Source organism: Sporosarcina sp. P33 (assembly GCF_002077155.1).
Classification (GTDB): domain Bacteria; phylum Bacillota; class Bacilli; order Bacillales_A; family Planococcaceae; genus Sporosarcina.
The window spans coordinates 728,355-740,000 of the sequence record NZ_CP015027.1; the positions used below are offsets into that span (position 1 = coordinate 728,355).

6 protein-coding genes, 20 tRNA genes and 2 rRNA genes (1 of these 28 cut by a window edge) are annotated in these 11,646 nt (G+C 49.1%); 2 read left to right on the forward strand and 26 right to left on the reverse strand.

Annotated features, from left to right (window positions below):
- Positions 1-22 precede the first annotated feature (22 nt).
- From menB to SporoP33_RS03530, 4 genes are read right to left on the reverse strand one after another with little or no spacing between them, the layout of a single operon-like run.
- Complete coding sequence (gene menB, locus SporoP33_RS03515; RefSeq protein WP_081242472.1) at positions 23-841, reverse strand: 1,4-dihydroxy-2-naphthoyl-CoA synthase; 819 nt, start codon at positions 839-841, stop codon at positions 23-25.
- A gap of 20 nt (positions 842-861) precedes the next feature.
- Positions 862-1,686, reverse strand: coding sequence for a 2-succinyl-6-hydroxy-2,4-cyclohexadiene-1-carboxylate synthase (gene menH / locus SporoP33_RS03520; protein ID WP_196796842.1), 825 nt, complete (start codon positions 1,684-1,686; stop codon positions 862-864).
- Entirely contained in the window at positions 1,676-3,397 is a 1,722-nt protein-coding gene (menD, locus tag SporoP33_RS03525) for a 2-succinyl-5-enolpyruvyl-6-hydroxy-3-cyclohexene-1-carboxylic-acid synthase (RefSeq protein ID WP_081242473.1), read from the reverse strand. The genes menH and menD overlap by 11 nt, the downstream gene beginning before the upstream one ends.
- Positions 3,390-4,766, reverse strand: a complete 1,377-nt coding sequence (locus SporoP33_RS03530) for an isochorismate synthase (RefSeq protein ID WP_081242474.1) — start codon at positions 4,764-4,766, stop codon at positions 3,390-3,392. Before SporoP33_RS03530 ends, menD begins: the two co-directional genes overlap by 8 nt.
- A 235-nt stretch (positions 4,767-5,001) precedes the next feature.
- On the opposite strand from SporoP33_RS03530, the gene SporoP33_RS03535 reads away from it, so the two are divergent.
- Both SporoP33_RS03535 and SporoP33_RS03540 read left to right on the forward strand, forming a co-directional pair.
- Entirely contained in the window at positions 5,002-5,913 is a 912-nt protein-coding gene (locus SporoP33_RS03535) for a 1,4-dihydroxy-2-naphthoate polyprenyltransferase (RefSeq protein ID WP_155961299.1), read from the forward strand.
- Between the two features lie 116 nt (positions 5,914-6,029).
- The gene (locus tag SporoP33_RS03540; RefSeq protein ID WP_231293292.1) at positions 6,030-6,779 is read left to right on the forward strand and encodes a TraR/DksA C4-type zinc finger protein; all 750 of its coding nucleotides are present in this window, start codon (positions 6,030-6,032) and stop codon (positions 6,777-6,779) included.
- 194 nt (positions 6,780-6,973) lie between these two features.
- Here the strand turns inward: SporoP33_RS03540 and SporoP33_RS03545 are convergent.
- The 22 genes from SporoP33_RS03545 to SporoP33_RS03650 all read right to left on the reverse strand — a co-directional run.
- Positions 6,974-7,045: transfer RNA gene (locus SporoP33_RS03545), tRNA-Glu, on the reverse strand.
- A 9-nt stretch (positions 7,046-7,054) separates the two neighbouring features.
- Positions 7,055-7,145, reverse strand: a tRNA-Ser gene (locus tag SporoP33_RS03550).
- A 12-nt stretch (positions 7,146-7,157) separates the two neighbouring features.
- Positions 7,158-7,232, reverse strand: a tRNA-Asn gene (locus SporoP33_RS03555).
- A gap of 1 nt (position 7,233) precedes the next feature.
- Positions 7,234-7,310 (reverse strand) — tRNA-Ile (locus tag SporoP33_RS03560).
- 4 nt (positions 7,311-7,314) lie between these two features.
- Positions 7,315-7,388, reverse strand: a tRNA-Gly gene (locus SporoP33_RS03565).
- Positions 7,389-7,393: 5 nt separating this feature from the next.
- Positions 7,394-7,469: transfer RNA gene (locus SporoP33_RS03570), tRNA-Phe, on the reverse strand.
- 47 nt (positions 7,470-7,516) lie between these two features.
- A tRNA-Asp gene (locus SporoP33_RS03575) sits at positions 7,517-7,592 on the reverse strand.
- A 1-nt stretch (position 7,593) separates the two neighbouring features.
- A tRNA-Met gene (locus SporoP33_RS03580) sits at positions 7,594-7,668 on the reverse strand.
- Between the two features lie 86 nt (positions 7,669-7,754).
- Positions 7,755-7,846: transfer RNA gene (locus tag SporoP33_RS03585), tRNA-Ser, on the reverse strand.
- A 15-nt stretch (positions 7,847-7,861) separates the two neighbouring features.
- A tRNA-Ile gene (locus tag SporoP33_RS03590) sits at positions 7,862-7,938 on the reverse strand.
- 5 nt (positions 7,939-7,943) lie between these two features.
- Positions 7,944-8,017 (reverse strand) — tRNA-Met (locus SporoP33_RS03595).
- Between the two features lie 26 nt (positions 8,018-8,043).
- A tRNA-Ala gene (locus tag SporoP33_RS03600) sits at positions 8,044-8,119 on the reverse strand.
- A 6-nt stretch (positions 8,120-8,125) separates the two neighbouring features.
- Positions 8,126-8,202: transfer RNA gene (locus SporoP33_RS03605), tRNA-Pro, on the reverse strand.
- 29 nt (positions 8,203-8,231) lie between these two features.
- Positions 8,232-8,308: transfer RNA gene (locus SporoP33_RS03610), tRNA-Arg, on the reverse strand.
- 9 nt (positions 8,309-8,317) lie between these two features.
- Positions 8,318-8,406: transfer RNA gene (locus tag SporoP33_RS03615), tRNA-Leu, on the reverse strand.
- Positions 8,407-8,423: 17 nt separating this feature from the next.
- Positions 8,424-8,495, reverse strand: a tRNA-Gly gene (locus SporoP33_RS03620).
- Between the two features lie 8 nt (positions 8,496-8,503).
- Positions 8,504-8,585, reverse strand: a tRNA-Leu gene (locus SporoP33_RS03625).
- Between the two features lie 22 nt (positions 8,586-8,607).
- Positions 8,608-8,683, reverse strand: a tRNA-Lys gene (locus SporoP33_RS03630).
- A gap of 9 nt (positions 8,684-8,692) precedes the next feature.
- Positions 8,693-8,768 (reverse strand) — tRNA-Thr (locus SporoP33_RS03635).
- A 16-nt stretch (positions 8,769-8,784) separates the two neighbouring features.
- Positions 8,785-8,860, reverse strand: a tRNA-Val gene (locus SporoP33_RS03640).
- A gap of 137 nt (positions 8,861-8,997) precedes the next feature.
- Positions 8,998-9,113: ribosomal RNA gene (rrf, locus tag SporoP33_RS03645) — 5S ribosomal RNA — on the reverse strand.
- A gap of 142 nt (positions 9,114-9,255) precedes the next feature.
- Positions 9,256-11,646, reverse strand: a 23S ribosomal RNA gene (locus SporoP33_RS03650); it runs 538 nt beyond the window's last position.

Genomic DNA, 11,646 nt, shown 5'->3' on the forward strand with positions numbered 1-11,646 from the left:
CTGTAGCAGGCAGCTTTGTTGTTTAAGGGAAGCGCGGGAATTGATCGAAGTCCGGCTTGCGCTTTTCTTTAAACGCATCGCGTCCCTCTTTCGCTTCTTCCGTTGTGTAATAAAGCAATGTTGCGTCTCCGGCTAATTGCTGAAGTCCAGCCAAGCCGTCTGTGTCTGCGTTCATTGCTGCTTTTAGGAAGCGGAGTGCAGTCGGGCTCTTGCCAAGCATTTCTTCACACCACTGAACCGTTTCATCTTCAAGCTGCTCGTACGGGACTACTGTGTTGACTAAGCCCATGTCAAGTGCTTCCTGCGCATCATACTGACGGCACAAGTACCAGATTTCACGCGCTTTCTTATGTCCGACGATACGTGCGAGGTATCCAGAGCCATAGCCTGCGTCGAATGAACCAACAGTAGGTCCTGTCTGTCCGAAACGTGCATTGTCAGCTGCGATTGTCAAATCACATACTACATGCAGTACGTGACCGCCGCCGATAGCATACCCTGCAACCATTGCGACTACTGGCTTTGGAATTACACGAATTAAACGCTGCAGATCCAATACATTCAAACGCGGAATTTCGTCGTCTCCAACATAACCGCCGTGACCGCGAACGGATTGATCGCCTCCTGAACAGAAAGCTTTCTCCCCTTCTCCAGTGAGTACGATAACGCCGATCCGCTCATCATCTCTTGCACGTGAGAATGCATCGATCATTTCCATTACAGTTTTTGGACGGAATGCATTGCGCACTTCCGGACGATTGATTGTGATTTTTGCGATACCATTGTACATTTCGTACTTGATATCATCATATGTACGAAGCGTTTCCCATTGACGGGTCATAGTTAATTCCTCCTCAGTCTTTATATTGTTTTCAAATAACTCTTTACCATTGTAGCAAATTGTCGCGGTTTTTCCACGTGAATTGCATGGCCTGCGTCTTTTATCGTTTCATGCTGCGCATTCGGCAAGATGTTCATCATTTCCCGAGCAATAGTTTCAAATTTCTCGTCTTTACTGCCAGTGATCAATAAAACAGGAAGTGTCAATTGCTCAAGCTGTTGCCAGTAAGAAGGCTGACTGCCCGTGCCAACGCCCCGCAAACTGTTCGCAAGACCCATTGCCCGCTGATTCAGCCGTTCATTCCGTACCGCCAGCTGACGGCTCTCTGACAGTTTTTTCTGGGAATGAAACAGGGGAATATCCTGCCAGAAGTCAGTAAACTTTTCGATTCCTTCACTTTCCACACGGTCTGCAAGCTTGCTGTCTGCGGAAATCCTGGCAAGCCGTTCATCCGCTGTCCGCAAGCCCGGTGAACTGCTTTCGAGGATAAGGCATGCCACGTCTTCAGGATGGCTGACTGTGTAACCAAGAGCGATGCGTCCGCCCATGGAATAGCCAAGAAAGACAGGCCGATTCACTTTAAGCGTCTGCAGCACTTCGCGGAGATCAGCGACCTGTTCTTCCATACGGTAACGTTCAGCTGACAAAGGTGCTTCCGTCTTACCGTGGCCGATCAAGTCGACTGTAATTACATGGTATTCTTCCTTCAGATCCCCGATAGTTTCCTCCCACGTGGCGGTTGATCCCGTGAAACCGTGCAGCATGACAAGAGCAGGCAGCCGTTCATCGCCAAATCGCGCAATGTGCGTTTCTACCCCTCTGACATTCAGCCATTCAGTTGCCAACGCGTTCCACTCTCCTTGCAATTTCACGCCATACAGCGCGGTGTGCTTCGACGTTATCCGCCCGGACGGTCTCCACTTCAATCATCCGCAATGCAGCATTTTTTTCGGCTTGCATCGTTCGTTCAAATGCTTCGATTGTATTCACTTCGTCGTATTGCGCTTCATACATCGCGGCGAGATGACCAAACTTCAAATTAGTTGGCGTGCCGAATAATTGCTCATAGTGCATTTCCACAGAGGCCTGCGGTAAATAAGAAAAGATGCCGCCTCCATTATTATTAATCAGGACAATTGTCAGATCTGTCTGCTGCAGCCTGGAGATGATCAGACCGTTGATATCATGCAAAAATGCCAGATCACCAATTAATAAATAGGTTTTGCGTTTCCGGCCTTCCTGAATGCCAAGCGCAGTCGACACAACGCCGTCAATGCCATTCGTTCCTCTATTGCAGAACAATGAAATGTCCCTGCCTGTCTTTTGAAAATGGGTATCCAGATCCCGGATCGGCATACTGCTGCTGCATACGACATCTGAGCCATCAGGCAGATTGGCAATGAACTGACGAACAAAATGGCCTTCGTCTCCGGCAAATTGCTTGTCTTCATTCATCACTTCAGCGGAAATGTGATTGGCTTCAACCCACCGTTGCGTGTAGCTTGTACGTTCACGTTCCATAAGGGCTTGTTGCCAGACACTCGCATCACTTGCCTGCAGATGATGTGTCGTTAGGCCAATCGGATCCCGGTAGTTGGGTGAATCATCGACGACAATATACGTTTTGGGACAGCTCTTCTGCAGAAATAACAGCAATGGTTTCGATACAGGCTGCGGACCAAAACGAATGACACAATCCGGCTGAACGCGCGCACTGAACACTTCACTCTTCAGCAAGGCATCATATTGATCGATGCATAAATCCAGGCAATCCTCCGGCACTTGTGAACGCAAATTAGATAACGGATCACATAAAACTGGCCACTGGAGAGCTTTGGCGAACTTCCAGAAGAGGTCTTTGCAGAGTGTCGGCGGCTGTTCGCCCACTACGATAATCCCCTTGACAGAACTTGTAATGGCCTGATGAAGCAGTTGTTTCATTTCATCAGTAACTGCCAGTTCTGCAGCGAGCTGCTGCTGAACCCGGGTTTCAGGCAAAGCGGCTTCTAAATCTATCAGCAGCGGTTCGCGGAACGGTATATTCATATGAACAGGTCCCTTCGGCGCAGTTTTTGCCACAGAAAGAAGCCGAAAAGCCCGCTGTTCCATATAACGTAAAATATCTTCGCGGTGCTCCGGTATAGGAAAGTCCACGCTTTCTTTTACATGCTCCCCAAACATACGAATTTGATCGATCGCCTGCGGAGCACCCACTTCACGTAATTCGTGCGGACGATCCGCTGTGATGACAATCAGCGGCAGACGTGCGTAAAATGCTTCAGTAACCGCCGGGTGATAATTCGAGGCAGCTGTTCCTGATGTACATAACAGCACAACAGGCTTTCCTGTTGCTTTTACTAAGCCCAGCGCATAAAAAGCAGCTGATCGTTCATCTGTATGGATATATGTCTGCATGTCCTTGGACGCCGTCAGGGCATAAGCAAGCGGTGTCGATCTGGAACCCGGACTGATCACCGCTTTATTCGCTCCTTGACGCAGCAGAACACTCGTTAAACGAAGCACATAATTGGTTAACCCTGTTTCATGATCATTCATGTAAACGTCCTCCGAGCGCGCGTAACACAGGGCGGAACTTCACCCATGTTTCCGCATATTCTTCTGCAGGTGCAGAATCGGCTACGATCCCCCCGCCGGCGTACAAATACGCATCTTTGCCGGTCAATAGACCAGACCGGATGGCTACTGCAAACTCCCCGTTGCCCGCTGAATCTACCCAGCCGATCGGTCCTGCGTAAAAGCCGCGGTCCATCTGCTCTTCTTCCCGAATGATTTCCAGCGCTTTCTGACGCGGAACCCCTCCAAGGGCAGGTGTCGGGTGGAGTGCCTCCACGAGACGGAAAATATCCATATCTTCCGCAAGGTCTCCTTCGACAGGCGTGAATAAATGCTGAATGTCCCGCACCTTCAGCAGCTTAGGGGTTTTGCTCACTTGAAGTGAAGTACAGAATTCCGAAAAGACACGGGTAATCATATCGACAACATATTGATGCTCTTCCCGGTTCTTTTTATCGCGCAGCAGAGTTTCCCCTAACTGCTGGTCTTCCTGCGACGTTTTTCCGCGTTTAATGGAACCCGCTACACAGGCAGAATAGGCATGTCCTTTTGAAATCTCCACCAAGCGTTCCGGTGTGGCTCCAAAGAACATGTCATCGCCAATCTGCAGACCGAAATGATAGCTCGCTGATTGTTCATTCGTAATCGTATGCAAAGCTGCGGCCTTTTGGAATTCCTCTTCAAATGTCAATTTTATCTTGCGGGCAATGACGACTTTTTCTGCGGCCTGTGCTTTAATTTGTGATGTTGCCTGCTCCACTGCTTTCATATAGCGATCAGTGGCCAGCTCCGTTTGTTCCAGCAGAGCCGGCTTTCCATGAAATATGAATTCATCTACTTGGGCAATGTGAATCAGCCGGTCACGCTCTTGACGCAGCGCTTCGAAATCAGCAGCCGCTTGCGGTTCTTCTGTGATGTAATTAATGGACACGTACGTTTTTCCTTTTTCAATTTTTAATTGAATTAAAGGCACTGTGAAATAAGCGGCAGGAAACGCATTCCACTCATCATCCTGACGTGTGCCGGGATCAAAAGAAAATCCTCCGAATAAAACCGGATCTATGTCTTTCTCTTCTTTAATCAATCCTTCGCATAATGATTTCCATTGTGCAGAAATGGATTGAAAACGATCGTTCTCTGCGGTGAGAACAGTTGCCTGTCCCAATCCGACAAGCTTCACTGTTTTATCTGCATTTTGCCAAAAGAAACGATGGCCGCCGTAATGTGACAGACCCGCTTCAAAAAAAGCCAGCGGACTGAGCGTCTCCACTTCAATTGTTTCCGTAAAAAAACGAGAATCAGTGCCTGTTGCCGGAACCGTCCTCTCTCGATCGGTCAATTTCCGATTCATCCCACTCTCTCCTTATCATCAAGCATATGTTTTTCGACATTTTACGTTCAGACATACGTTCACTGAACGATAAGTACCTCTATTCTAGCACATTGAAGCCTTTACTTTATATGATATTGACTTGTTAAGTTTAGGGGCATTCGACAATTATCTTAAGCTGCTGCCTCTTCATACCTAACTGCTTGCTTTTGTTGTATAATAACTAATGATGACTTTATATAAGGAGAGATTACCCGTGCAACACACAATAGAAACAGATACCGGCTGGCGAATCTGGTGGCAGCTGACAAGGCCCCACACATTGACCGCTGCGTTTGCCCCCGTCTTTTTAGGCACTATGATTGCACTGCAATACGGTCCGCTTCATTTTCCGTTATTCCTTGCGATGCTTGTCGCCAGCCTGTTTTTACAGATGGCGACCAATATGTTCAACGAATACTATGACTTTAAAAGAGGCTTGGACGATGAGCATTCTATCGGCATCGGCGGTACTATCGTACGCAATGGTGTTCAGCCGAAAACGGTATTGAATCTGGCGCTTTTGCTGTATGGCTTAGCCGTTCTTCTTGGAATTTATATTTGTATGGAAACCTCCTGGTGGCTTGCCGCGGTAGGTTCTGTTGCGATGCTGATTGGCTATTTGTATACAGGCGGCCCTTATCCAATCGCCTATACGCCTTTCGGTGAACTGGTTTCAGGATTCGTTATGGGCATGCTGCTGATTCTGATTGCATTCTACATTCAGACGGGAACAGTTACAGGGAATGCAATTCTTTTATCCGTGCCAAGTATGCTCTTAGTCGGCGCTATTATGCTGGCGAATAACATCCGGGATATCGTTCAGGACACTAGAGGCGGCAGAAAAACAATGGCGATCCTGACGGGGCGAAATAATGCCGTGACGATTTTGGCCGCATTCTTCATCGTTTCTTATGTCTGGATCATTGCACTTGTATTGACAGACCATGTATCTGCCTGGGCATTACTCGTACTGATCAGCATACCCAAACCGCTACATGCAGTGAAAACGTTCAGAAAATATGAGCAGCCATTACAGGTAATGCCTGCCATGAAAGATACAGGCGTCACCAATACACTGTTCGGCCTGCTTCTTGGAATCGGTATCCTCATCGCACACTTCATCTGAATAAACTGTAATAGAAACGTCTACACTTCAAAAGGTAGGCGTTTTTTTATTGGAAAGGTTTACTCTTCCTCCTAAAAAGGGAATGACTGAAATAAGAAAGACATACAGAAAGGACCGTGACGACTTTGTTGACTACCAAACAATTACAGCAACTAGAAAAAGAATTACGTGATATGGAGGAACGTTTGACTGAAACTGAAAGCGAAACAAATATTGTAAAAACTGCGCAGGAAGACGTGGGCGAATTGTCCATGTATGACAATCATCCCGCAGATATGGGAACAGAATTATATGAACGTGAAAAAGATATCGCACTCAATACACATGCGGAAGGCGAGCTGGAAAAGGTCCAGAAAGCGCTCCAGGCTATCAAGGATGGCACGTACGGAACTTGCGAGGTATGCGGCAAGGAAATACAGGCGGAGCGGTTAGAAGCCATCCCCTACACTACGGTGTGTATCGAGGATGCGCAAAAAGATGTCCCTGATGACAGGCCGGCAGAAGATGATCTGTTAATCATGGCGGAGCCTAATTCGTTCGCTGCCAGAAGACAAGGCGAGGCCAGGGATTATGAAGACAGCTTCCAGGAAATCGCAAAATCAGGAACTTCCGAAACGCCCTCAGACTTCATGGGCAATGAAAATCGTGATTATGAAGATCTATACGACGAAGAAAATGAAGATGGTGCGGAAGAATATGAGGAATTTGCAGTAACCGATATCACAGGTGAACCGGCCGGCATTGTCCACAATGAAGAAGTCGCCGAATATGAAGACGAACTGGATGAAGCCGGAATGGAATCTCCATTAGGCGATATCCCCTATCATAAAGGTGACAGCTATATCGATTCAAATAAAGACAAGTAACAAAAAAGGACATCCCTTGAAGCACTGTGATGTGCGGGGATGTCCTTTTGCCACCTTTTAGTATGCAAGCATGCGCAAAGCATAGTTTGCATTCTGGAAAGGCACCGGTAAGAATCCACTTTCCTTACTGCTTGATGCAGTAAAATTGACGAAACAAAAAGGTATTGCACAGATGTGCAATACCTTTTTCAATATGACCCCTACGGGATTCGAACCCGTGATACCGCCGTGAAAGGGCGGTGTCTTAACCGCTTGACCAAGGGGCCTGAATATTATGGCGGAGAAGGAGGGATTCGAACCCTCGCGCCGCTTTCGCGACCTACACCCTTAGCAGGGGCGCCTCTTGAGCCACTTGAGTACTTCCCCATTAATAAAAATTGGCTCCGCAGGTAAGATTCGAACTTACGACCGATCGGTTAACAGCCGATTGCTCTACCACTGAGCTACTGCGGAATGGTGGGCCTAAGTGGACTCGAACCACCGACCTCACGCTTATCAGGCGTGCGCTCTAACCAGCTGAGCTATAGGCCCCTAATGGAGCGGGTGAAGGGAATCGAACCCTCATCATCAGCTTGGAAGGCTGAGGTTTTACCACTAAACTACACCCGCATTTATGGTGGCTCAGGACGGAATCGAACCGCCGACACAAGGATTTTCAGTCCTTTGCTCTACCGACTGAGCTACTGAGCCACTAATGGTATTTTGACAATGACGCTTGTAAAAGCGTATGTAATAAATGGCGGTCCCGACGGGAATCGAACCCGCGATCTCCTGCGTGACAGGCAGGCATGTTAACCGCTACACCACGGGACCTTGGTTGCGGGGGCAGGATTTGAACCTGCGACCTTTGGGTTATGAGCCCAACGAGCTACCACTGCTCCACCCCGCGATAATATAAATGTTTCTTTCTTACTTAACGACTTTATTATCTTAACATAATAACTTACTAAAGTAAAGCTAAAGTTTAAGTAAATATGGCGGAGGAAGAGGGATTCGAACCCCGCGGGCTTTAACACCCCTGTCGGTTTTCAAGACCGATCCCTTCAGCCGGGCTTGGGTATTCCTCCGTGGTATAAGTAAACTGGTGGACCTTGCAGGACTCGAACCTGCGACCGGACGGTTATGAGCCGTCTGCTCTAACCAACTGAGCTAAAGGTCCTTAGATAGCGGCGGAGGGAGTCGAACCCACGACCTTACGGGTATGAACCGTATGCTCTAGCCAGCTGAGCTACACCGCCATAATTAGTCAGTCTTAAATTAATATTGGTGGAGCCTAACGGGATCGAACCGTTGACCTCCTGCGTGCAAGGCAGGCGCTCTCCCAGCTGAGCTAAGGCCCCAATAAGTGGTCGGGAAGACAGGATTCGAACCTGCGACCCCTTGGTCCCAAACCAAGTGCTCTACCAAGCTGAGCTACTTCCCGACAGTATATGAATAATGTTGTTTAAATTATGGCGCGCCCGGCAGGAGTCGAACCCACAACCTTCTGATCCGTAGTCAGACGCTCTATCCAATTGAGCTACGGGCGCATATATAATTGGTGCCGAGAACCGGAATCGAACCGGTACGGTAGTCACCTACCGCAGGATTTTAAGTCCTGTGCGTCTGCCAGTTCCGCCACCCCGGCAGGAGTGGTAAATTAAAAGCGGAAGACGGGATTCGAACCCGCGACCCCGACCTTGGCAAGGTCGTATTCTACCACTGAACTACTTCCGCATAAAAGATGCGGGTGAAGGGAGTCGAACCCCCACGCCCGAAGGCACTAGATCCTAAGTCTAGCGTGTCTGCCAGTTCCACCACACCCGCGATATGTTACGGCAAAAAACAATGGTGAGCCGTACAGGATTCGAACCTGTGACCCTCTGATTAAAAGTCAGATGCTCTACCAACTGAGCTAACGGCTCGTACTAAAATGGTGCCGGCGAAAGGACTTGAACCCTCAACCTACTGATTACAAGTCAGTTGCTCTACCAGTTGAGCTACACCGGCAAGTGTAGAATGTATATGGTGGAGGATGACGGGCTCGAACCGCCGACCCCCTGCTTGTAAGGCAGGTGCTCTCCCAGCTGAGCTAATCCTCCTGGGTAAAATTGCGACAAACTTCGCATTACTGCGTCAGCTGTATTCGCTTATGATATGTTTATGTGCGCAGCTTCTTTTTCTTCATGATCTTTTGACTATGTATGGCATATCCAATTGAAATCTTAAGAAAAGAATTGCCTGGCAATGTCCTACTCTCACAGGGGGAAACCCCCAACTACCATCGGCGCTGAAGAGCTTAACTTCCGTGTTCGGTATGGGAACGGGTGTGACCTCTTCGCCATCATTACCAGACTGTTTGTCCTCTTAGCGGACATTTACTATTATAACACTGTTTAAAAATAAAGCAAGTGTTATTTTAGTAATTTAAGTGAATTTTTATTCACTCAAAACTGAATAAAAGACATTGGGTCATTCAAGTAACTTCTTTTTATAATAGGTTAAGTCCTCGATCGATTAGTATCTGTCAGCTGCATACGTCGCCGTACTTCCACCCCAGACCTATCCACCTCATCATCTTTGAGGGATCTTACTTACTTGCGTAATGGGAAATCTCATCTTGAAGGGGGCTTCATGCTTAGATGCTTTCAGCATTTATCCCGTCCATACATAGCTACCCAGCGATGCCTTTGGCAAGACAACTGGTACACCAGCGGTATGTCCATCCCGGTCCTCTCGTACTAAGGACAGCTCTCCTCAAATTTCCTGCGCCCGCGACGGATAGGGACCGAACTGTCTCACGACGTTCTGAACCCAGCTCGCGTGCCGCTTTAATGGGCGAACAGCCCAACCCTTGGGACCGACTACAGCCCCAGGATGCGACGAGCCGACATCGAGGTGCCAAACCTCCCCGTCGATGTGGACTCTTGGGGGAGATAAGCCTGTTATCCCCGGGGTAGCTTTTATCCGTTGAGCGATGGCCCTTCCATGCGGAACCACCGGATCACTAAGTCCGTCTTTCGACCCTGCTCGACTTGTAGGTCTCGCAGTCAAGCTCCCTTATGCCTTTGCACTCTGCGAATGATGTCCAACCATTCTGAGGGAACCTTTGAGCGCCTCCGTTACTCTTTAGGAGGCGACCGCCCCAGTCAAACTGCCCACCTGACACTGTCTCCTGCCCGGATCACGGGCAAGGGTTAGAAGTCCAATACAGCCAGGGTAGTATCCCACCAATGCCTCCTCCGAAGCTGGCGCTCCGGAATCCAAGGCTCCTACCTATCCTGTACAGGCTGCACCGGAATTCAATATCAGGCTACAGTAAAGCTCCACGGGGTCTTTCCGTCCTGTCGCGGGTAATGCGCATCTTCACGCATATTATAATTTCACCGAGTCTCTCGTTGAGACAGTGCCCAGATCGTTACGCCTTTCGTGCGGGTCGGAACTTACCCGACAAGGAATTTCGCTACCTTAGGACCGTTATAGTTACGGCCGCCGTTTACTGGGGCTTCAATTCAGAGCTTCGCTTGCGCTAACCCCTCCTCTTAACCTTCCAGCACCGGGCAGGCGTCAGCCCCTATACGTCATCTTACGATTTTGCAGAGACCTGTGTTTTTGCTAAACAGTCGCCTGGGCCTATTCACTGCGGCTCTCTCGGGCTATTCACCCTACCAGAGCACCCCTTCTCCCGAAGTTACGGGGTCATTTTGCCGAGTTCCTTAACGAGAGTTCTCTCGATCACCTTAGGATTCTCTCCTCGCCTACCTGTGTCGGTTTGCGGTACAGGCACCTCCCGCCTCGCTAGAGGCTTTTCTTGGCAGTGTGAAATCAGGGACTCCGGAGATAAATCTCCTTGCCATCACAGCCTAGTGTTATATGAGAACGGGATTTGCCTCGTTCTCCACCTCACTGCTTAGACACACAACCAACTGTGTGCTCACCCTATCCTACTGCGTCCCCCCATTACTCAAACGGCGGGGAGGTGGTACAGGAATATCAACCTGTTGTCCATCGTCTACGCCTATCGGCCTCGACTTAGGTCCTGACTAACCCTGAGCGGACGAGCCTTCCTCAGGAAACCTTGGGCATTCGGTGGAAGGGATTCTCACCCTTCTTTCGCTACTCATACCGGCATTCTCACTTCCAAGCGCTCCACCAGTCCTTCCGGTCCAGCTTCAACGCCCTTGGAACGCTCTCCTACCATTGACCATACGGTCAATCCACAGCTTCGGTGATCTGTTTAGCCCCGGTACATTTTCGGCGCAGCGCCACTCGACCAGTGAGCTATTACGCACTCTTTAAATGATGGCTGCTTCTAAGCCAACATCCTGGTTGTCTGGGCAACGCCACATCCTTTTCCACTTAACAGATACTTGGGGACCTTAGCTGGTGGTCTGGGCTGTTTCCCTCTCGACAATGGATCTTATCACCCACTGTCTGACTCCCAAACATAAATCATCGGCATTCGGAGTTTGTCTGAATTCGGTAACCCGGGATGGGCCCCTCGTCCAAACAGTGCTCTACCTCCGAGATTCTTTCGTTTGAGGCTAGCCCTAAAGCTATTTCGGAGAGAACCAGCTATCTCCAGGTTCGATTGGAATTTCACCGCTACCCACACCTCATCCCCGCATTTTTCAACATACGTGGGTTCGGGCCTCCAGTCAGTGTTACCTGACCTTCACCCTGGACATGGGTAGATCACCTGGTTTCGGGTCTACGACCCCATACTCATTCGCCCTATTCAGACTCGCTTTCGCTGCGGCTCCGCTTTCTCAGCTTAACCTTGCATGGAATCGTAACTCGCCGGTTCATTCTACAAAAGGCACGCCATCACCCATTAACGGGCTCTGACAATTTGTAAGCGCACGGTTTCAGGTTCTATTTCACTCCC

Excerpts from the sequence above, each read along its gene's own strand:
- menB (WP_081242472.1), bottom strand. The coding sequence starts at position 841 with ATGACCCGTCAATGGGAAACGCTTCGTACATATGATGATATCAAGTAC.
- menD (WP_081242473.1), bottom strand. The coding sequence starts at position 3,397 with ATGAATGATCATGAAACAGGGTTAACCAATTATGTGCTTCGTTTAACG.
- SporoP33_RS03530 (WP_081242474.1), bottom strand. The coding sequence starts at position 4,766 with ATGAATCGGAAATTGACCGATCGAGAGAGGACGGTTCCGGCAACAGGC.